Here is a 21814-nt window from a genome sequence, read left to right as displayed (position 1 = left end):
ATAAGTAAACAGTGTCTTGTTTTAAAGTTAAATGAACAGTGGTATCTTTTTGCCTATTTTAGAAATGTGAATTCCACCGAAGAAATAGAAAAAATGCAGGAAGAACTGCAACAGTTGCACAAAACCATAAAGCAGCAACAGGAGCAGATCGTTTCATTATATAACAAACTGGGACGATTAGGCGGAAAAACGCATATACCCACAAAGAAAGTTTCTTTATCACTGGAGAATTTCATTGGCCTTAGACTGATACATATTATAGGAATCATAGTACTGGTAACAGGATTGTCCATTGGCGTTAAATATGCTATTGATAAAGAACTGGTATCTGAAGGCATGCGGATCGTCATGGCTTATGCCGCAGGCCTGGTGCTTTGTTTACTTGCAGCCAGGTTAAAAAGCAAATACATTTTGTTCAGTGCCATACTTTTCAGTGGTGGCATGGCATCCCTATACTTTACTACTTATGGGGCATTTGTATATTATTCCATGATGCCTTTTTTTGCAGCCTTTACCTTAATGATCCTGCTTACTGTGTTCACAGTTTACCAGGCATTGGTATATGACCATGAAGAAATAGCATTACTTGGATTGGTGGGCGCCTATTCCATACCTTTTCTAATAAGCAAGAACAGCGATAAGCCAGAACTTTTGTTTTTATATATAACAGTCATCAACATAGGGATCATTTATTTGGGAAGTAAGAAGCCATGGAAAAATGTGGGTAGGATTGCCCAGGTTATAACATGGGTATTGTTTATCGGGTGGGCAGCCACAAGGTATCATGCCAGGGACCAATGGGTTGGATACCTGTTCATGGTGTTGTTTTATTTGATTTTTATATGTAATGCCCTGTCTGGAAGGATATTCAGGAAAGTAAAACTGCAAAAAGAAAACGATAACCAGCTGTTGTTGAATAATGTGGCATTATACATTGCGTCCATATTGATCACCGCTCCATCAATGAATTCTCATTCCCTGGCCTTGGTGACCATTTGCAATTCTGTAGTAATCTCACTTCTTGCAGCAGTTTTATACTATACATGGAAAGAAAAGCATTCCGCTTTGATTGCGGGTGCTTATGCTTTCTTTCTATTTATTCTATTTATAGCCTTTGAATGGACAGGATTAACAGTAACCTTTTTATGGTTGTTGGTTGCAGTACTTCTTTTTGCAGCCGGTGTGATAAGAAAGCTCAAAACCCTTCGGATGGCTGCCATTGTCTTAATGGGTATTACACTTTGTAAACTGGTACTATTTGACAGCCTTACTTTTTCAACGGTTCAAAAAGTGGTCTCATACCTGGTGCTGGGCATATTATTACTGGTAGTGTCTTACCTCTATCAAAAATATAAGCACCGGGTGTTCAATGATGAACCCGATGCTCATTAAACAGTATTATTCTTACTTCCGGCTGTAATTCGGAGCTTCCCTTGTGATCTCCACATCATGTGCATGGCTTTCGCGCATTCCGGCATTGGTGATCTTTACGAAACTGGCTTCTTTTAGTTCTGCTATGTTTTTGGCTCCACAATAACCCATTCCTGCTCTAAGTCCTCCAACAAACTGGTACACGATCTCTTTTAATAATCCTTTATAGGCTACCCTTCCCTCAATGCCTTCGGGTACATATTTTTTTACATCGGCTTCAGGATCCTGGAAGTAACGATCACTGCTTCCCACAGACATGGCTCCTAATGATCCCATGCCACGGTACTCTTTGAATTTTCTGCCTTCATAAATAATGGTATCACCAGGGCTTTCTTCAGTCCCTGCAAATATGCTTCCCATCATCACACAATCCGCGCCTGAAGCCAGTGCTTTAACCATATCTCCTGTGTACCTGATACCTCCGTCAGCAATTAGGGGGATACCTCTCTTTGCAAGCGCTGCATTGGCCTGCATGATGGCGGTCAGTTGAGGAACACCCGCTCCGGCAACTATCCTGGTGGTACAAATGGATCCGGGTCCAATACCCACCTTAACAGCATCAGCACCTGCATCTGCAAGGGCATCTGCACCTGCAGTGGTGGCTATATTTCCAGCTATGACATTGATATGTTTAAAGTTCTTTTTGATTTCTTTCAATGCATCAATAATGCCCTTGCTATGGCCATGCGCGCTGTCAAGGCAAATAACATCTGCACCAACTGTTTGCAGGGCGGATACACGGTCCATCAGGTCTTTGGATACACCAACAGCTGCACCTACCAGCAACCTGCCTAAAGAATCTTTTACCGCATTAGGATAAGAGGTGACCTGTAAAATATCCCGGTAAGTAATTAATCCTATCAGTTTTCCATCCCTGTTCACTACGGGAAGCTTTTCAATTTTAGTCTTATGTAAAATGGCTTCTGCCTTTTTGAGGTCCGTTCCTTCCGGTGCGGTTATCAGGTTTTCTTTGGTCATTACTTCACTCACCTTACGATGCATATCCTCTTCAAAACGGAGATCCCGGTTGGTAAGAATGCCAGCTAATTTTCCACCTCCATCTACAATGGGAATTCCTCCTATCTTATTTTCCCTCATCAAATGCAAGGCGTCACCAATGGTGGCATCCACAGTAAGCGTGATCGGGTCTATGATCATCCCGCTTTCGCTACGTTTCACTTTTCTGACATGCTCGGCCTGCTTTTCTATGGTCATATTTTTATGTAGCATGCCGATGCCACCTTCTCTGGCCAATGCTATTGCCAGGGAAGCTTCTGTTACCGTATCCATGGCGGCAGAAAGCATTGGAATATTTAATGTAATATCCCTTGTGAGCTTTGTTTTTATTTCTACATCGCGGGGGAGTATCTCAGAATGTGCCGGAACCAGCAATACATCGTCAAACGTTAAACCTTCTATGAAGTTTTTGGAAGTGGAGTTTGTTGCCATGTGCAAAGATAGGTGGCTGCCCTCAAAATTTTAAAATATGGAAATGTGAAAATTATTTGCACCCGTTATTTATACATATAAGTAAGGATACCCGTTACAATAGTTTATACATTTTACCTGGCAGTGAGCCAATTACTGATTGCAGTTCCAGGTTTAATATGGCGGCAGCAACGGTACTGCTGCTCAAGCCACTATTGATATTGATTTCATCAATATGAACTGCTTCTTTTTGTTTCAAAATATCAACTACCTGCTTTTCTTCCGGGGAGAGTTCAATAAAAAGCTCTTTTTGTTTTTTAACCTTCTTTTTCTTTTCCTGCCACCCCATTATTTCCAACAACTGACTTGCGTCCGTGAGCAGGATAGCTTTATTATTTTTGATCAAATAATTGCAGCCCTTGCTTTTATTATCCGACGTTCTCCCGGGCACCGCAAATACATCCCGGTTGTAGGCATCCGCCAGTTTCGCGGTGATCATACTGCCACCGGATATAAGGGTTTCCACCACAATAGTAGCATCAGACATACCGGCAACTATGCGATTCCGTAAAGGGAAATTATGCTTATCAGGAAGGGTGCCACTGAAAAATTCACTCAATATTCCACCATTTTGCAATGCCATATCTCTTGCCAGGGCTTTATTAACGGAAGGATAGATCTTATCAAGGCCGTGACCGACCACACCTATGGTTGGTAAATTATTCTTCATAGCTGCTTTGTGTGCATAGGCATCTATCCCGATGGCAAGTCCACTAACTATCAACACCTGTTGTGATACTAATTCAGCTACCAGTTCCTCTGTGAATTGCCTGCCATAATCCGTGTTGCTCCTTGTGCCTACTATTGCTACCACTTTCGAGGCATTCAGATCTGCCGTGCCTTTATAAAATAATAATGTGGGGGAATCATAACAATTCAGCAGGCGCTGTGGATATCCGGGATCTGTAAGGAACAAGGTTTTAATCCTGTACTTTTCAATGAATCCAAGTTCAGCTTCTGCTAAATGAAAATCCTTGAATTCCCTGATGCTATTAGCCCTAACAGTTCCTATACCTTCCAGTCTTTCAAGATCCTTATAGGATGCTTTAAAAATAGACGAAGCATCTCCAAATTGCTGAAGCAACAATTTGGCATGAACATCTCCAATATTGGGTACCAGGGTTAGTGCCAGTTGATAAAACAATTCCGAGCTCATAAACTATGGAGTTACAATTTCGGAATTTTTACCTGCGCTCAAATAATTTTTATTAATAATAGTAACCTATATGTGAAAACAGAATAAATAAAACAGGAAGCTTACTTAGCTATGATTTTTAATTCTGTACGCCTGTTTTGCGCCCTGCCTTGCTCAGTTGTATTAGGTGCAATGGGCTTAGTGGCTCCAAAGCCCTTTGCTATTAACCGGGTCAGCGCAATGCCTTTACTGTTTAAATAATTGACCACAGCTTTTGACCTGTTCTCAGATAGTTTTTGATTGTCGGCCGGGCTGCCCACATTATCCGTGTAGCCTTCAATTTGTATTCTTACTGGTGGATTTTCCTGTAATAACTGAACCACCTTATCCAGTTCCACCTGTGACTCGGGCTTTAGTTCATATTTATTGAAATCAAAGAAAATATTCCGGAGAACAATAGCAGCATTCACAGCGATGGGTTGCAGGGGAATGTCTTTATTGTAGGTAGAATCCGGTGATCTGTCCTTCAGGGAGTAATTATCAGAATAGAACAAATACCCTCTTCGTGCCACATTAAAGGCATAGTCTTTTCCAACAGGTAAAGTGATCATGTAATTGCCTGTTTCGTCTGTCTGTACCCGTGAAATGGTTTGCCTCGAATCAAGGTCGATCAATTCCACGGTTGAAGGAAGCCCGGTAGATGTGTTTTTATCAAACACCTTTCCCTTCACCCATAGTGTCCTGGCGGGCCGGATATCTTCTCTTAATTCAAACTGGTAAATATCCAGGCCCCCTTTGGTATCACTCCGGTCACTGGCATAGTAGGCCGTCTTGCCATCTGAAGCAATGAACAAGGTGCCTTCATGACTGATCGTATTGATAGGATATCCAAGGTTCTCTGGCTGTCCCCATTTTCCATCCTTGCCTTTGCGTACTAAAAAAAGGTCTTCCTCTCCATAACCTTGCAGACCAGTGGAAGCAAAATATAAGGTTTGATTATCGGCATGAATAAAGGGTGATGTTTCATCGCCGGCTGTATTGATCTGTGGGCCCAGGTTCTCTGGTTCGCTCCATTTACCTGTGGGTCCTAAATGCGATACATACAGATCACTGCCACCATAGCCACCAAAGCGGCGGCTGGCAAAATACAGGTCTCTTTTATCGGGTGAAAGACAAGGTTGGGAATCCCACTGGTCACTATTGATTTTACCTCCCAGGTTAATAGCCTCGCTCCATCCGTCATTGGTCTGGTAAGATATGTACAGATCGCAACTGCCAAAGCCATCGGGGCGATTGCAGCCTGTAAATACCAGCCAGTTACCATCCTGTGAAATACTTTGTGCGCCTTCATTCTGAGCTGTGTTGATACTGCCATTCAGACGAAAAGCCTTTCCCCATGTAGTATCTTTTTTATGACTGGCGAAAAAGTCTTCGTTGAAATTATTTAGTCTGCGGGTGAATATCAATGTATTGCCATCAACGGGCATAGAAGGAAAGTATTCCGATTCATATGTATTGATGCTGTCCCCAAGGTTGTGGGGTGCGAATACATAATTTTTTGCAGGGTGTGCCCTGGCATAGTCCACGGCAAACCTGAAGGCTTTGAGACGATATTCTGCAGCCTTCCTGGTATTAGCATTCACGTTATTTCTTGATAACAGGGCTTCTAAACTATTAGCTGCTTTTTCAAAATCACCCATTCCTGCAAGGTTGATGGCATATGGAAGCCTGAAATCAGAAGTGTAATTGGAATCAAGTGCGAATGCTTTCTCGTACCACGTGGTACTTTGCTGGTATTCTTTTAATTGGCCAAATACACCGCCCAGGGATAAATAGGCATCGATATACCGGCCATCTTTTTGAACAGCATCCTGCAGCAATTGTATGGCTTCTTTATAATTACCGCCCTGTGCCTTTTCTATCCCTTTTTCATAAACCTCAATTGCCTTTTTATTGATAGAAACAGGATCATACTGTGCAAATAGCTGGATGTAAAAACCGGGGATTACAAATAGTATGAGGGTATAAATGAGTATTAACAGGGAGCGGTTCTTCATCTGATGAAGTTAAAAACTATTCCCATGAAATGAAATGCTGCCTGCAGATTTAACAATAAACGGGATTGAACAGACTATAATAAAGCCTGGAAACCAGATCAGGGCACATTGATATATTTATGGATCTGCAGTGAAAGTTGCCATTGAGGGTGTGCCTTGATATAATCAATGATCATTGGTGTGACCAGGGCTGCTTTATCCCATTCAGGCTGCAGGTAAAGTTTGCAATCCGGAGACACTTGTGCTGCCCATTTTTCCGCCCAATCAAAATCTGATTTATTGAATACAACCACCTTAAGTTCATTTGCTTTTACAACGACTTCAGTAAGTGGCGCTTTGAATTTTTTGGGGGATAGCGTGATCCAATCCCAGTTGCCTGAAAGCGGTGAACTGCCCGAGGTTTCCATATGCGTTTTAAAGCCTGCCTTTTGCAACTGTCGGGTCAGTTCGTCAAGGTCATGCAGCAATGGTTCACCACCCGTGATCACTGCAATGGGAGACCCCGCCTGTTTTACCTGGTCCACCAGGTATTGAATTTCAAGTAAAGGATGTTTGGTACTGTCCCAGCTGTCTTTCACATCACACCACACACAACCAACATCACAACCTCCCAACCTGATAAAATACGCTGCTTTTCCCTGGTGCACACCTTCTCCCTGCAGGGTATAAAAATGTTCCATGACAGGTAAAGCTGTATCGGGAAGTATGGCAACAGTTGATGACATGAGCGATTTAGTCAATGATAAATTTTACGGGTACTATTTTGAATTGCCTCTGATGATTATTTTGCTTCTTCTTCTTCATAATGCTTCAAAGCGCATGCCCTAAAAGTATTTTTCATTAGGGCTGCAATTGTCATTGGGCCTACGCCGCCAGGCACCGGGGTAATGAAGGAGCATTTAGGTGCCACGTTTTCAAAGTCTACATCCCCGCTTATGCGGTAGCCTGATTTCCTGGAAGGGTCGGTCACACGGGTAATACCAACATCTATGATCACTGCACCTTCCTTTACCATATCAGCAGTAATAAATCCTGGTCTTCCAAGCGCTGCAATGATGATATCCGCTGATAGGCAGATCTCCTTTACATTTTTTGTATGGGAATGGCAAATCGTGACCGTGCAATTACCCGGATAATTATTGCCACTTAATAAGATGCTCATCGGTCTGCCAACGATATTGCTCCTGCCCACTACCACTGCATGTTTGCCTTTGGTCTCCACTTTATAGTGTTCCAGCATCAGCATAATACCGTAGGGGGTGGCCGGAATAAAGCTTGACTGACCCAGCACCATGCGTCCTACATTATTAGGATGAAATCCATCCACATCCTTTACCGGGTCAATAGTATTGATCACCTCTTCAGATGATATATGATCAGGTAATGGAAGCTGAACCAATATACCGTCAACATCAGGGTCTGTATTCAGATCCCGGATAATATCAAGGAGTTTGAAAGATGAAATGGTATCCTCAAGACGTATCAGTGTTGATTTAAAACCAACCTCTTCACATGCCTTTACTTTTGAGGCGACATAGGTCTCACTGGCACCATTATTACCCACCAAAACCGCTACCAGGTGCGGTACTTGTTTACCCCGGGAAGCCAATTGAGCCATTTCCAGTTTAATAGAGTCTTTTATCGCCTGGGAGGCTTCCTTCCCATTTAAGATTTGCATGGCGCAAAAGTAAGAAAGCAGCCATTGGCAAAATAAATTTTATCATATATCTTAACAACCAAACTTACTGCGTGAGAAGACTATTTATTTATCTCTTCTGCCATTTTATTGTCCATATTGTTGTTCATGGTCAATCCATTCGGAAGCCCCTTGCTGCCCCCGTTGCCCAATTGTTAGCTTATAGTTCCTCCCATTCCAGTCCTTATGCTATCGTGTCAAACCAGGCTTCCCTGGCAAGGATCCATACTATTGCTGCTGCAGTATATGGTGAAAAACGTTTTGCATTAAAGGAGTTAAGCCAGTATACTGCCACTGTCAGTATACCCACAACTTCCGGCAATTTTGGTATCAGGGCGGATCATTTTGGAGACCTTTCCTACAATGAATCCGGTATTGGATTAGCCTATGGCCGAAAGCTCGGTGAAAAGATCGACATAGGTGTTCAGTTCAATTATTACAATTTCAAGACGCAGGGATATGGTTCAGCTTCATCCATTAATGCGGAAGGAGGTGTATTGTTTCATCTTACGGAATCTTTCAATATAGGATTTCATATGTATAATCCTTCCGGCAATCAATTAGGGAAGAAAGCGGGAGAAAATCTTCCTTCCATATATGCAGCAGGTTTTGGATATGATGTTTCATCAAAGGTCTTTATTGGCGCTTCCATTGAAAAACAGGAAGACCAGCCTTTAAATCTGAACGCGGGCATGCATTATTATTTCGGCGATAAATTGTCAGCCTGCGGGGGAATTGGTTCAGCTACTTCCTCTTATTATATAGGTTTTGGTGTGGTGTTGAAAACGCTACAGTTAAATGTTCTGGCTTCCATGCATCCTCAATTAGGTGTCACACCAGGATTGCTATTGATCTTTAACCCACCGGTAAAAGCACAGCAGGATAATGAATAGGTTATTATTTTTTATTGGCCTGCTACTGGTGTCACAAATCATACAAGCCCAGGACGTTCCTGCCAAAACCCAGGAACAGTTGGAAAACATGGCGGAGGCAAGGGAGGAGGAAGACCAGCAGGATGATAGCTATTTATTGCAATTGGAATATTATTCAAAAAATCCCCTTGACCTTAATACAGCAACTGAAGAAGAACTGCAGGCCTTAAAATTATTAAACGGGTTACAAATTGCCAATCTTCTCCATTACAGGCAGTTTGCAGGAAAGCTGATCAATACCTACGAATTGCAGGCCGTCCCTGGTTGGGATCTTTTCACGATCAACAAAGTTCTTCCATATATAACGCTTAGCAGCGTTATATCTATTCAACAAGACCTGGCAGGAAGATTTAAAAATGGTAATCATTCCATTTTATCAAGGATATCAAGGGTATTGGAAAGGTCAAAAGGATATGACAAGACTTTACCCAATCATTACCTGGGAGACCCTAACCATATTTTATTCCGGTATCGATACCAATATAAGAATTTGTTGCAATACGGTATTGTTGGAGATAAGGATGCAGGAGAACAATTTTTCAAGGGTGCACAATCAAAGGGTTTCGATTTTTATTCCATTCATTTTTTCATAAGAAACCTGGGCAAGATCAAATCATTGGCTTTAGGAGATTATACCATCAACCTGGGGCAAGGGCTGATCCAATGGCAGTCACTCGGGTTTGGTAAGGGTACAGATGTTATGGGAGTCAAACGGCAATCACCGGTTTTACTTCCATACAGGTCTGCTGGTGAATTTAATTTCAACCGGGGATTAGGAATTACAATGGGTATAAAAAATTGGGAAGGAACGGCCTTCCTATCCTATAAAAAGATAAACGCCAATTATGTAGATTCTATAGATGCTTTTACAAGTATTTTGTATTCTGGCCTCAACAGAACTGTTTCGGAGGTCAATGATAAGAATTCAGTAACAGATCTTTCAGGGGGTGGAAATATCAGCTTTCATTCTTCAAAATTGAAACTGGGGATTAACTCGGTTATCCATAATTTTTCAAAGCCATTACAAAAAAGGCCGGAATTGTACAACCTCTATGCATTCAGTGGAAATACATTGTGGAATAGTAGTTTAGATTACGCTTTTACCGCCAGGAATATGCATTTTTTCGGAGAAGCTGCCATGGACCGTGATTTAAACCTGGCCATGGTGCACGGATCATTGATCAGCCTTGACCCCAGGCTGGATGTCTCTCTGGTTTACAGGTCCTTATCCAAAGCCTATCAAAATCTTTATGGAAATGCATTCACCGAAAATACCCTGCCTGTTAATGAAAAAGGATTGTATGCAGGTGTGGTAATAAGACCTCTTATGGGTTGGCAACTCAACGCGTATACAGACCTGTTTTCCTTTCCATGGATCAGGTACCGGGTTGATGCACCCAGTAAAGGAAGAGAGTACATGATCCAGTTGGAACATCAGCCTTCAAAAGAAACCAGTGTTTATTTCCTGTACCGCAATAAAAACAAGCCGCTCAATGATACTATTGGTAATATGAATTACCCTGCCGATAAGATCAGGCAAAGTTGCAGGATCAATGTTACTACCCAATTGCAAAATGGATTCAGTTTGAAGGCAAGACTGGAGGCTTCATGGTATAATGCCGGGAAGCCTGATGCAGAGCAGGGTTTCTTAGGCTATATGGAAGGATCAAAGAAAATAAGAATGTGGCGGGTAGGGGCAAGGCTTCAGTATTTTGAATCAGGTGGATATAACAGCAGGATCTATGCCTATGAAAATGATGTACCGTTCAGCTTCAGCATACCAGCTTTTTTTGATACCGGTTTCCGTTATTATATAAATCTTAATTGCAAACCGGCAAGGAACCTCTCTTTTTCAGCCCGTTGGTCCAGGACAATCTTTCACAATGTTCAAAGCATAAAAACCGGACTGGATCAAATTAATGGTAATGCACAATCAGATGTACGGTTACAATTACAGTTGAGCTTCTAAAAAACGTGCATAACTTTCACAGCTTATCACTATGATGCTGGTGCAGCATTACTTTTTCCTTATTGTCTATTCTTATCACAGGCCTTAACATTTTCTTCTACACTTATGCTTTGCTGTGAGGTATAGAATATTAACCATTTAATAGTTTATTCATGAGAAAAATTCTAATGATGTGCTTTGCACTCATGCTGTTTCTAATGGCATGGAGTCAGAACCGTACAGTCTCCGGGCGTGTAACTGATGCCCAGGGTAAGGCAGTACCTTATGCTTCAGTGGTTATCAAAGGATCAACCACCGGGGTATCAGCTGATGAAAATGGGAATTTCACCATCCAGGCACCCCCTAATGCCGTGTTGGTGATCAGTGCTGCAGGATTCCAGGGAGCAGAAATAAATATAGGTGACAGAACCACAGTGAATTCTACATTGACTTCACAAAGTGCCTTGACCGAAGTGGTTGTTACAGCCCTGGGACAAACTAGAAGTAAAACCAAGGTGGGTTATGCCACTTCAACATTTAATAGTGAAACAATCACAAGGGCGGCACCTGCCAATGCCCTTGACGCCTTATCAGGAAAAATTGCCGGAGCCAATATATCCAAAACGGGTGGACCGGGTTCTTCTACCAAGGTAGTGCTGAGAGGCTATGGTGTAATAGGTAACAACCAGCCATTATACGTGGTGGACGGTATCCCCCTGAATGATTCAAGGTTTGGTGCAAGCGATAACGTCGACTTTGGTAATGGCTTGAATGATATTAACCCAAGTGATATTGAAAGCATATCAGTATTGAAAGGAACGGCTGCTTCTTCTTTATATGGTTCCAATGCCAAGAATGGCGCCATCATGATCACTACCAAAAGAGGTAGAAGCGGCAAGTTGAAAGTGGAGTATAATGGTTCAGTCAACTTTAGCAAGGTAGGCAAGCTGCCCGAAATGCAAAGTATTTTTGGACAGGGCTGGGGTGGCATTTTTGTCCTACCTGAGAATGGAAGCTGGGGACCTAAAATGGATGGAAAAACCAGGGCATGGGGTTCCATAGTAGACAATTCACAGTTGATCAAGCCATTTAGTTTTATTGATAACAATATCCGCGATTTCTATAATACCGGTGTTGAAGCTAATAATACCATCGGCTTATCTGGAGGTAATGAAACTTCCCAATTCTATTTCTCTTACGGTAATGTAGTGAGTGATGGTGTCATACCTACGGTAACAGATTACTACCAGCGCAATACCTTTGCCTTACGTACCAATAGTAAGTTCAAAGCATTTACACTCAACAGCTCATTCAATTACAGCAATAAAAAACAAAACGCTCCATTTACAGGGCAGGGTGGAAGTGATGGAGGATCCATTTTTGAAGAGATACTGCAAATACCTGTAGATATACCTATTAAAGATTTCAGGGACTATAAGAATAAGTTCTTCAACGTAGATAATTACTTTACTCCGTATGCGGAGAATCCATATTATCCATTGTATGAAAACAAGAATACACAAAATTCAGACAGGTTCTTTGGGGATGTGGATATGAATTATGCCTTTACCAGCAAGTTGTCTGCTCAAATGCGTTTAGGTGGTGATATCACCAATGCCCGGACATTCGGTTACAAAGCTGTAAATGCTCCTGGTATTGGAAGCTGGAACAAGGGTGGTAATACAGAAGGCGCATCGAGAGCGGCAGACGTTGGCTCTGTTTCAGAATTAGCTCAATATGTGGGAGCCATCAACGGCGATTTTATATTGAAATATAATACCGGTATTACCGATGATATCAGCCTGGAAGCCCTGGCAGGTGCCAATTATTACCAGCAGGATCAAAAGGCTTCTTCAGCTTCTATTACAGACCTGTTCATCCCCGGTGTTTACAATCTAAGTAATTCATTAAATCCTCCGACAGCTACAGATTTTGCCCAGCACAGGAAAAGGGTAGGTGGCTATGCACAGGCTATACTGGGTTATTCCAACCAGGTGTTCCTGACATTGAATGCAAGGAATGACTGGTCATCTACTTTGCCTATAGATAACAACAGTATATTTTATCCCGGTGCCAGCTTGTCCTGGGTGGCTTCACAAACATTTGGTTTGAATAATTCAACCATTTCGCTGATTAAACTTCGTGGTAGCTACGGTAAGACCGGTTCTGATGCCGATCCCTATTTAGTGTATCCAACTCTCGCCATTGGTAATGTGGGTTTAGGTTTTGGAAACCTGACCTTCCCTTTTGCCGGTGTCACATCATTTGGTATCAGTAATACCATTGGTAATTTAAACCTGCAGCCGGTAATTACAACCGAGGGTGAAGTAGGGGCGGAGATCCGCTTTTTCAGAAATCGCTTAGGCCTGGACGTTGCCCTGTATGATAAAAAGACCAAGGGACAGATCATCACTGTTCCCATCGCTCCTTCCACAGGATATACAGGTCTGGTAAACAACCTTGGCCTGGTGCAAAACCGAGGTATTGAACTCGCCCTTGATGCAAAGCCTTTGGATATGAAGAATTTGACCTGGTCTATGACCTATACTTTCTCCAAGAACTGGAACAAGCTGAAGAGTTTAACTACAGGACTGGATAATGTGATCTTAAATACTGCTTATGATGCCTCGCTGATCGGGTACCCGGGTAAATCTTTGACAGGCATATATGCACCTGTCCCTCAATTTACCTCTGACGGAAAGATCATTGTCAGCTCAACAACAGGTATGCCACTGGAAGCCGCAGATAAGGGCTTTTATGGCAATGCTGAATACGATTACATGATGGGAATGTTGAACACCTTTACTTACAAGGGTTTACAATTATCATTTTCATTGGATTATAGAAAGGGTGGCCATATGTATAGCGGAACAGCCGACCTGTTAAACTTTACCGGAAATGCATACAACACGACCTACAATGACCGCAGGCCTTTTATCATTCCTAATTCAGTGGTACAGACCGGAACAGATGCTAATGGCAAACCGACATATGAAGAAAATACCATCGTAATTGATGAAGGTGCTTACACGGACTATTGGTACCCTACACAGAATAAAGCAGGCTCTTATTACGACAGGATCATTGAAAAGTCATTTTTCAAACTAAGGGATATATCCCTGGGTTATACATTGCCATCAACATGGGCCTCAAAGATTCGCGCCACTAATTTATCAGTGAGTGTTTATGGCCGCAATTTCCTGTTGTGGACACCACGATCCAATTTTTACCTTGATCCTGAAGCCTCCAATTTGGGTAATGACCTGGCCAGTGAATTGGGTGAGTTTAGAACTGCTCCCACTTCGTACCAGTTTGGAGTAGCATTAAAAGCATCATTTTAAAAACTACAATCATGAAGACAAGATCATATAAAATATTTTTCATTGCCGGGATTGCAGGATTGCTTCTAACTACCAGTTGTAAAAAACAACTGGATATCAACCAGAATCCCAATGTTCCTGCGGTAGCCAATGGAACGCCTTCAGTTGTATTTCCAGCTGCCGTCTTTGGTACAGCTGCTGGCGTTGGCGGAGAGTTGGCCATTGTGGGGGCCATATGGGGAGAATATGTTACCCAGTCTGCATTTTCCAACCAATATAAAACAATAGATGCCTACCAGCTTGGGACAGCTGATTATAACAGGGGCTACAGGAACCTGTTTGCTAATGGGTTAAAGAACTACCAATTTGTTTTGGATAAGTCTAAAGAAACCCAGAACTGGAATTTTTATATAATGGCAGCGACGATGAAAGCCTACACGGCGCAGGTCTTGGTGGACCTGTATGACAAGATCCCCTATTCTGAAGCTTTGCAAGGTACTGCTAATCTTACTCCCAAATTCGATGATGGTTATAACATATATCTTGATCTCCTCAAATTATTGGATACAGCATTGGCAAAGCCCTTGAAAGCTTCCATTCTTACCCCGGCTGATAAAAGTGCAGACCTGATATTTAATGGTGACCTGGATAAATGGACAAGGTTTGCCAACAGTATGAAAATGAAGTTGTACCTGCGTATGGTCAACAAAAAACCACAGGATGCAGAGACAGGAATTAAAAAGCTGTATGCAGATGGCGCCAAATTTTTAAATACGGATGCTGCATTAACTGGATTTACCAATGTGAAGGATAAGGACAATCCTATGTATGAGCAAAATATCCGCTCATTGAACACACCCGATAATTTAAGGGCCAGTTTTACTTTCACTTCTTTTTTAACCTCCCACAATGATACAAGGGCTACTTATTTCTTTGGTACTGCAACACCTACAGCCATCCACCAGGGTGATTATACAGGTACCAATCCAAGTTATAAAACAGCCACTGTATTGGTTCAACGCCCAACTGACCCCGTAGTGTTTATGTCCGCTGCTGAATCCTATTTCATGCAGGCGGAATCACGCGAACGCTATTTTGGTGGTGATGGAGCCAAGGCTCTTTATGACAAGGGTGTATTGGCGGCTTTTGCCGAAACAGGAAATGATGGTAGTGCCTTCATTGCACCAGGGGGTGAGTACGAGTATCCATCTGGTTCCCTGGAGGAAAAGATCCAGGCCATCAGCACTCAAAAATGGGCGGCTTGTGCCTATGGCGTTCATTACCTGGAAGGTTTTTTTGAAAAGAACCGGACAGGCTATCCAAAAACAAGCCCGGTGTATTCGACAGATGCTTCTTATGTGCCAGGTGAATTTGTGACCTCTAAAAATTCTGTTTTAGGACCCGGTCAATTACCAAAGCGATTGGTATTCCCATTACTCGAGACACAGGCCAATCCAAATGCTCCCGCACTGGTTCCTATAACAACACCGGTTTGGTGGGCATTGTAACTATTAACCTTATAATGAATCAACATGAGAATAAAAATATATTTCCTTGCTTTTGTAGCCTTAAGCTTTACAATTGCATGTAATAAGGAACCGGATTTTAATTACCCTGAAGGGACGGTGGGCAGGTCTAAGATTACCAACTTCCCTGTATTGACACTTAAAGGGGATAACGTGATTGTTTTAGAAAAAGGATCTGCATTCACAGACCCTGGTGTAATAGCCAAGGAAGGTAGTAATGATTTAACGCCAACAGTGACTGGAGCAGTTGACGTAAATACTCCTGGAGTTTATACAGTAAATTATTCTGCTGTAAATAAAGATGGATTTTCTGCAGCTACACGCAGGACGGTTGTTGTATATTCTACAGATGCATCAGCTGCTGCACATGACCTTTCTGGATCATATGCCCGTACTAGCAATGGCTCTGTTGCCGAATGGACAAAACTCGCACCTGGAGTATATTCGGTTTTCAATCCAGGCGGAGCTCCTGGTACCAACCTTACTGTTATCCTTTTTAACCCTACTGGCTACACTATATTTATTCCATCCCAGATCTCCAGTGATGGGAACACTACAAGTTCCTCCAATGAATCCTATACACCCGGCCCACCCGCAAAGTATACAATCAAGATTTTAAACCCTGGATATGGGACTGGCTTAAGAACTTTTGTTAAACAATAAACTGATTCAAAATGAAAATAATTTCTATACTATCCATAGTCGCAGTAGTTTGTTTTTCCTCCTGCAAAAAAGATCTTCCCGATATTGGAGGAACTGCTGCTCAAAAAATGGCTAATGAATGGTGGGTAACATTAGATCAACCCGGATCACCTGATGTTTTTGGGATTGGACATTTTAAGATACTAACTTATAATACAGCAGCAAACAATGATTCTATCTGGGTTGATGACTACAAAAATGGTTGGCAGGTAAAATTTAAAGCAGCTGCTAATTTTAATGACTTAACATTTTCTGCCAAGGATGCACCTAACCAATATTATCCAATAACAATAAATTTAACTGAAGGGAAAGTGCTGCTTAATGCCGGTCATTCCAAATCTGGAAACATTGTTGACAGTATTCATATGAAAGTTGAATTCTCTGATGACCCGGGAACTATATATGAAATGAATGGCACTGCCCGAACCCGGTTTATTGAAGATGAATATTAAAGGCTGAAATCATATACCAACGGTAGAATATTATGGTGAATGGTGAAAGCTGCCCGCAAGGGCAGCTTTCTTTTTTTATATAACTTGTTCATTCAATGTAATTTATATGCGCTTAAAAATTGAAATAGTTAACAATGTTTGAACATTTATATGCCAAAACACCCTAACTTGGCGCAGCATTTTCAAAAGATCAGCTGTCTGCGTACCTGTAAATCAGCTGATCAATTGATCAAATGACTGTTTTGTGCTTAACCATTTAAATCTAAAATTTCACATGAAGAAAACGCTATCACTGCTTACAGTGCTGATGCTTTTTTGTGCATTGGCATTTGGGCAAACCCGAGCCGTTTCCGGTCGCGTAACAGACGCACAGGGAAAAGCGGTTCCTTTCGCCTCCGTAACCATTAAAGGCAGTTCCACAGGGGTGGCCGCTGATGAAAACGGAAACTTTACCATCGAAGCCGCTCCGAACTCCACCCTGGTTTTTAGTGCTGCAGGCTACCAGACAGCAGAAGTGAACATCAAAAACCAGTCTTCTGTTTCCACAACTTTAACTTCCCAATCAAGCCTAAACGAAGTAGTTGTAACGGCCCTGGGCATACGCAGAACCCGCAACCAGACACCTTATGCCGCGCAACAGGTGACTGGAGAGGAAGTAAGCAAAACGCGCAATGCCAACTTCGTACAGAACCTATCCGGTAAAGTGGCAGGACTGGATATCAGGCAAACCAATACCATGGGTGGATCAACCAACGTGATCATTCGTGGTACCAAATCCATTACAGGTAACAACCAGGCCTTATTCGTAGTGGATGGAGTGCCTTACAGCAACAGCAATACCAATACGGCTAACCAGAGAACCGGTAGGGGTGGTTATGATTATGGTAATGCCGCCGCTGATATCAACCCTGATGATATTGAATCTGTTACAGTACTGAAAGGCGCTGCAGCCAGTGCCCTTTACGGATCCCAGGGGTCTAATGGAGTTATATTGATCACTACCAAGAAAAATGCCCGTGGCCTGGGTATCACTGTAAATTCTGGTGTGACCGTGGGTAAGGTTGACAAATCAACTTTTGCCACTTACCAGAAACAATATGGTGCCGGTTATGGCAAATTCTATGGTCCTGACGAAGACCAGTATTTTAATGAAGTGGATGTGGATGGTGATGGAACTGTGGACCTGGTAGCACCTTTTCACGAAGATGCCTCCTACGGTGCCAAGTTCGATCCAAACCTGATGGTGTACCAATGGGATGCGTTTGATCCTACCTCTCCTTATTTTGGTAAGGCAAGACCATGGGTTGGAGCTGCAAATGATCCAATCAGTTTTTTCCAGACACCGGTTTCTTCCAACCAGAGCATCTTTATTGATGGTGGTTCTGAAAAAGGATCTTTTAAACTGGGTTATACCCGCAATGACGACAAAGGCATTTTGCCAAACAGCAAGATCAACAAGAACCTCCTGAATTTTGGCGGTACCTATAATATCACACCGAAGCTGACAGCAGGTGCTACCATGAACTTTACCAATATCAATGGTCTTGGCCGTTATGGTACTGGTTATGATGATAAAAACCTGATGACCAACTTTCGCCAGTGGTGGGAAGTGAATGTGGATGTAAAAGAGCAGAAAGATGCTTATTTCAGAAACAGGGACAATACTACCTGGAACTGGAAAAGTGCCAACAGGCTGATAGCCAACTTCTGGGACAATCCATACTTCACCCGCTACGAGAACTACGAATCTGATTCCCGTAACCGTTATTTCGGCGTGGCCAACCTGAACTTCAAACCGGTTGAATGGTTGAATATCATGGGTAGGGCTTCACATGATGGCTATGATGAATTGCAGGAAGAAAGACAGGCTGTAGGAAGTGTTACCACTTCTTCTTACTCCCGTTACAACAATGCTTTCAGGGAAACCAATTTCGACCTGATCGCCAACATGGATAAGAATATCACATCAGATATCAATTTTAAAGCCTTACTGGGAGGTACCCTGAACAAAAGGCGTAATGAAAGCATCCGTGCTGTAACCAATGGTGGTTTGATCGTTCCAAGAGTATATGCGCTTTCCAATTCATTGAATACGCCAAATGCCCCTGTGGAATTTGACGGCAGAAGGGAAGTGCACAGCCTATACGCTGGTGCTACTTTCAGCTGGAGAGATATGATCACTTTGGATGGAACCATCCGCAGGGACCAGTCTTCCACTTTGCCAAAGGATAACAATACCTATTATTATCCTTCAGTGTCAGCAGGTTTTACGTTTTCTAAATTATTGCCTTCAGCTACCTGGTTGAGTTATGGTAAGGTAAGGGCCAACTATGCACGAGTGGGTAATGATGCGCCAGTGTATAGTGTATATGACTCTTATGTGGGTATCGCTCCATTTGGAGGAAATCCCCAGGGTTCAGTGGCTGGTACTAAGAACAACCCGAACCTGATGCCTGAATTAACCGGAAGCTTTGAAGCAGGTGTGGAAATGGCCTTCCTGAAAAACCGTGTAGGTTTTGATATGAGCTATTACCGCTCTAAAACAGATGACCTGATCACACCGGTGATCTTATCTACAGCTACAGGTTACAACTCTAAATTCCTGAATGCAGGTTCAATTGAAAATAAGGGTATTGAAGTTTCTGCTTTTGGTACACCGGTAAAAACAAATGATTTCTCCTGGAATATCAATGTAAACTGGTCAAAGAACAGGAACAAGGTGCTGGAATTGTTTGAAGGTGCTGAAAACCTTGTATTAGCAGATTTCCAGGCAGGTGTTACCTTGAATGCTTCACTGGGTCAACCTTATGGTACAATCCGTGGATCCAACTATGTATACAAGAACGGGGAGAAGGTAGTAAGCCAGACAAATGGTCGTTACCTTCTTTCTACTACGTCTAATGAAGTGATTGGAAACGCCAATCCTGACTGGGTAGGTGGTATCAATAACAGCTTCCGTTACAAAAATCTGTCTCTAAGCTTCCTGATAGATACCAAGCAGGGTGGAGATATTTTCTCATTGGATATGTATTATGGAATGGGTACAGGTCTGTATCCTGAATCAGTTGCCTTGAATGATCTCGGCAACCCTTCGCGCAATACCATTGCTGAAGGTGGTGGAATCATTCTTCCTGGTGTGGATGCAGATGGCAAAACCAATACCAAGCGCAGATCTAACTCTGAAGGTACACTGGGTTACCGTCAGCCAACTGCCGGTTTCGTATACGATGCCAGCTATGTTAAGCTGAGAGAAGCTATTATCAGCTATTCTTTGCCTAAATCACTGGTTTCTAAATTGAATCCATTTAAAGGTATCGACCTTTCCCTGATCGGCAGGAACCTTTGGATCATCGACAAGAATATTCCTTATGCAGATCCTGAAGAGACTATCAGCTCAGGCAACCTGCAGGGATACCAGAGCGGTGCTTACCCAACAACCAGGACCTTCACCTTTAACGCTAAATTCAGATTCTAATCAATTGACCATGAAAAAAATCATATATTCCTTAACGGCCATCATGTTCATCACGATGGCTTGTACCAAGGATCTTTCGAGCCTGAACATAGACCCGAAGAATCCTGCGACCTTGCCTTCATCGGCATTTTTTACCAATGCGCAACGTTCTCTAAGCAATACCCTGACCTCCTCTAACGTCAACCTGAACATTTTCAGGCTGATCGTTCAGCATTGGCAGGAGACCCAATACCCGGAAGAAAGCCAATATGACCTGGGTACAAGGGAGATCAATGATGCTACCTGGAATGTCTTATACCGCGATGTTATTCGTGATCTGCGGGAAGCCAAAGCACTGATCCCCGGTGATGTAAAAGATGCAGCTGTTCAAAAGAACAGGCTGGCAGTTACCGAAGTAATGGAAGTGTACACCTGGTATTACCTGGTCACCACCTATGGCAATATCCCTTACACTGAGGCGCTGGATATTGAAAAGCCTTTCCCTAAGTATGATGATGCCAAGACCATTTACAATGATCTGCTAACCAGGCTGGATGCAGCTATTGCCAACATCAATACCGGTGCAGGCGGCTTTGGAAGCGCTGACCTTATCTATAGCGGAGATATGACCAAATGGAAGAAGTTTGCCAACTCTTTCAAGGTAAAGATGGCAATGACCATTGCTGATGATGATGCAGCCAAAGCAAAAACCCTGGTGGAAGCAGCAGTAGCCAGTGGTGTATTTACTTCCAATGCGGATAATGCTACTCTGGTTTACCAGAATGTTCAGCCTAATACCAATCCTATCTGGGTTGACCTGGTGAACAGTGGCAGGGATGATTTTGTTGCTGCCAGCACTTTCATCGACAGCCTGCTGGCCCACAATGATCCACGCATTGACAATTTCTTCACCAAGGATCCTACAGGTGGTTACTCTGGTGCTGAACCAGGTTTACAGTCGGCTTATGAGCCTAATTCACACGTCAATCCAAATATTACCAAGCCTGAATTCCCTGGCCTGTTGCTGGATTATGCCGAAACTGAATTGTTCCTGGCCGAAGCAGCCCAGAGAGGGTTTAATGTTGGTGGCACTGCCGTTTCCCATTACAATGCGGGTGTTACAGCCTCCATATTATATTGGGGAGGTACAGCAGCCGAAGCAGCCGCCTACCTGGCACAACCTGGTGTAGCGTATAATGCTGCTGAATGGAAGAAAAGCATAGGTGTTCAGAAATGGATCGCTTTATATAATCGTGGCTGGGATGCCTGGATCGAGTGGAGAAGACTGGATTATCCCCAGTTAGAACCTGCCCACGAAGCTTTATCAGATATTCCGGTTCGTTTCCCATACCCTGTTAATGAGCAGAATGTGAACCGCGTCAACTTTGAAGCCGCAGGTGAAGCCATCGGTGGAGATGATGTGTCTACCAAACTATGGTGGGATAAGTTTTGATCCGTACAGTTTCTAAATGTTTATGGAAACCGCCCTATGGGCGGTTTTCTTTTTAGGGATTGAACCGAAGTTGAGTGATTGAGAAGTTGATTAAGATATGGCCCGAATTCAAGGGGCTGACACCTAAGGCACCCGAAACTATAATAATATACCAATGTCTGCTATGGCTCCCTGCTCAATACACCCTACTTGCGACTCATTTGCCCTAACCATATACCAT

Annotated in this window: 14 protein-coding genes; 9 read left to right on the top strand and 5 right to left on the bottom strand. The window is 42.8% G+C overall.

The genetic code is table 11. The features are described from left to right. Positions 1–66 precede the first annotated feature (66 nt). A complete protein-coding gene (locus BP74_RS07505) occupies positions 67–1392 on the top strand; it encodes a DUF2339 domain-containing protein (RefSeq protein ID WP_496372657.1) in 1326 nt (441 codons plus the stop codon). A gap of 12 nt (positions 1393–1404) precedes the next feature. On the opposite strand, the gene guaB is transcribed toward BP74_RS07505, so the two are convergent. The 5 genes from guaB to BP74_RS07480 all read right to left on the bottom strand — a co-directional run bounded on the left by guaB (position 1405) and on the right by BP74_RS07480 (position 7789). Next, positions 1405–2880 (bottom strand): IMP dehydrogenase, encoded by a 1476-nt coding sequence (gene guaB / locus BP74_RS07500; protein WP_496372655.1) that lies wholly within the window; start codon positions 2878–2880, stop codon positions 1405–1407. Between the two features lie 94 nt (positions 2881–2974). After that, complete coding sequence (gene dprA / locus BP74_RS07495) at positions 2975–4075, bottom strand: DNA-processing protein DprA (RefSeq protein WP_496372653.1); 1101 nt, start codon at positions 4073–4075, stop codon at positions 2975–2977. A 101-nt stretch (positions 4076–4176) separates the two neighbouring features. Continuing rightward, positions 4177–6111 (bottom strand): OmpA family protein, encoded by a 1935-nt coding sequence (locus tag BP74_RS07490; protein WP_496372651.1) that lies wholly within the window; start codon positions 6109–6111, stop codon positions 4177–4179. Between the two features lie 98 nt (positions 6112–6209). Beyond that, positions 6210–6836: a 7-carboxy-7-deazaguanine synthase QueE gene (locus tag BP74_RS07485; protein ID WP_496372649.1), complete on the bottom strand. Its 627-nt coding sequence runs from the start codon at positions 6834–6836 to the stop codon at positions 6210–6212. Positions 6837–6892: 56 nt separating this feature from the next. Beyond that, positions 6893–7789 carry a bifunctional 5,10-methylenetetrahydrofolate dehydrogenase/5,10-methenyltetrahydrofolate cyclohydrolase gene (locus BP74_RS07480; RefSeq protein ID WP_496372647.1) on the bottom strand — a complete coding sequence of 299 codons (897 nt, stop codon included), beginning with the start codon at positions 7787–7789 and terminating at the stop codon, positions 6893–6895. 71 nt (positions 7790–7860) lie between these two features. Here BP74_RS07480 and BP74_RS07475 point away from each other — a divergent pair, with 71 nt between their 5' ends. The 8 genes from BP74_RS07475 (at position 7861) to BP74_RS07440 (ending at position 21594) form a co-directional block, all read left to right on the top strand. Next, positions 7861–8700, top strand: a complete 840-nt coding sequence (locus BP74_RS07475) for a PorV/PorQ family protein (RefSeq protein WP_496372645.1) — start codon at positions 7861–7863, stop codon at positions 8698–8700. After that, a complete protein-coding gene (locus BP74_RS07470) occupies positions 8693–10708 on the top strand; it encodes a ComEA family DNA-binding protein (protein ID WP_496372643.1) in 2016 nt (671 codons plus the stop codon). The genes BP74_RS07475 and BP74_RS07470 overlap by 8 nt, the downstream gene beginning before the upstream one ends. 152 nt (positions 10709–10860) lie before the next feature. Further along, positions 10861–14028: a SusC/RagA family TonB-linked outer membrane protein gene (locus BP74_RS07465; protein WP_496372641.1), complete on the top strand. Its 3168-nt coding sequence runs from the start codon at positions 10861–10863 to the stop codon at positions 14026–14028. A gap of 11 nt (positions 14029–14039) precedes the next feature. Further along, positions 14040–15515, top strand: a complete 1476-nt coding sequence (locus BP74_RS07460) for a SusD/RagB family nutrient-binding outer membrane lipoprotein (RefSeq protein WP_496372639.1) — start codon at positions 14040–14042, stop codon at positions 15513–15515. Positions 15516–15539: 24 nt separating this feature from the next. Further along, positions 15540–16196, top strand: coding sequence for a DUF5011 domain-containing protein (locus BP74_RS07455; RefSeq protein ID WP_496372637.1), 657 nt, complete (start codon positions 15540–15542; stop codon positions 16194–16196). 11 nt (positions 16197–16207) lie between these two features. Next, positions 16208–16687 carry a lipid-binding protein gene (locus tag BP74_RS07450; protein ID WP_496372635.1) on the top strand — a complete coding sequence of 160 codons (480 nt, stop codon included), beginning with the start codon at positions 16208–16210 and terminating at the stop codon, positions 16685–16687. Positions 16688–16961: 274 nt separating this feature from the next. Beyond that, positions 16962–20162 (top strand): SusC/RagA family TonB-linked outer membrane protein, encoded by a 3201-nt coding sequence (locus BP74_RS07445; RefSeq protein WP_496372633.1) that lies wholly within the window; start codon positions 16962–16964, stop codon positions 20160–20162. A 10-nt stretch (positions 20163–20172) separates the two neighbouring features. Next, positions 20173–21594 (top strand): SusD/RagB family nutrient-binding outer membrane lipoprotein, encoded by a 1422-nt coding sequence (locus BP74_RS07440; RefSeq protein WP_496372631.1) that lies wholly within the window; start codon positions 20173–20175, stop codon positions 21592–21594. Positions 21595–21814 lie beyond the last annotated feature (220 nt).

The sequence above is a fragment of the Flavisolibacter ginsengiterrae DSM 18136 genome (assembly GCF_059568575.1).
This window is presented reverse-complemented; position numbering and strand designations above follow the sequence as displayed.

Coding starts and splice junctions, on each gene's coding strand:
- guaB (WP_496372655.1), bottom strand. CDS start 2,880: ATGGCAACAAACTCCACTTCCAAAAACTTCATAGAAGGTTTAACGTTT.
- dprA (WP_496372653.1), bottom strand. CDS start 4,075: ATGAGCTCGGAATTGTTTTATCAACTGGCACTAACCCTGGTACCCAAT.
- BP74_RS07490 (WP_496372651.1), bottom strand. CDS start 6,111: ATGAAGAACCGCTCCCTGTTAATACTCATTTATACCCTCATACTATTT.
- BP74_RS07485 (WP_496372649.1), bottom strand. CDS start 6,836: ATGTCATCAACTGTTGCCATACTTCCCGATACAGCTTTACCTGTCATG.
- BP74_RS07480 (WP_496372647.1), bottom strand. CDS start 7,789: ATGCAAATCTTAAATGGGAAGGAAGCCTCCCAGGCGATAAAAGACTCT.
- BP74_RS07470 (WP_496372643.1), top strand. CDS start 8,693: ATGAATAGGTTATTATTTTTTATTGGCCTGCTACTGGTGTCACAAATC.
- BP74_RS07465 (WP_496372641.1), top strand. CDS start 10,861: ATGAGAAAAATTCTAATGATGTGCTTTGCACTCATGCTGTTTCTAATG.
- BP74_RS07460 (WP_496372639.1), top strand. CDS start 14,040: ATGAAGACAAGATCATATAAAATATTTTTCATTGCCGGGATTGCAGGA.
- BP74_RS07455 (WP_496372637.1), top strand. CDS start 15,540: ATGAGAATAAAAATATATTTCCTTGCTTTTGTAGCCTTAAGCTTTACA.
- BP74_RS07450 (WP_496372635.1), top strand. CDS start 16,208: ATGAAAATAATTTCTATACTATCCATAGTCGCAGTAGTTTGTTTTTCC.
- BP74_RS07445 (WP_496372633.1), top strand. CDS start 16,962: ATGAAGAAAACGCTATCACTGCTTACAGTGCTGATGCTTTTTTGTGCA.
- BP74_RS07440 (WP_496372631.1), top strand. CDS start 20,173: ATGAAAAAAATCATATATTCCTTAACGGCCATCATGTTCATCACGATG.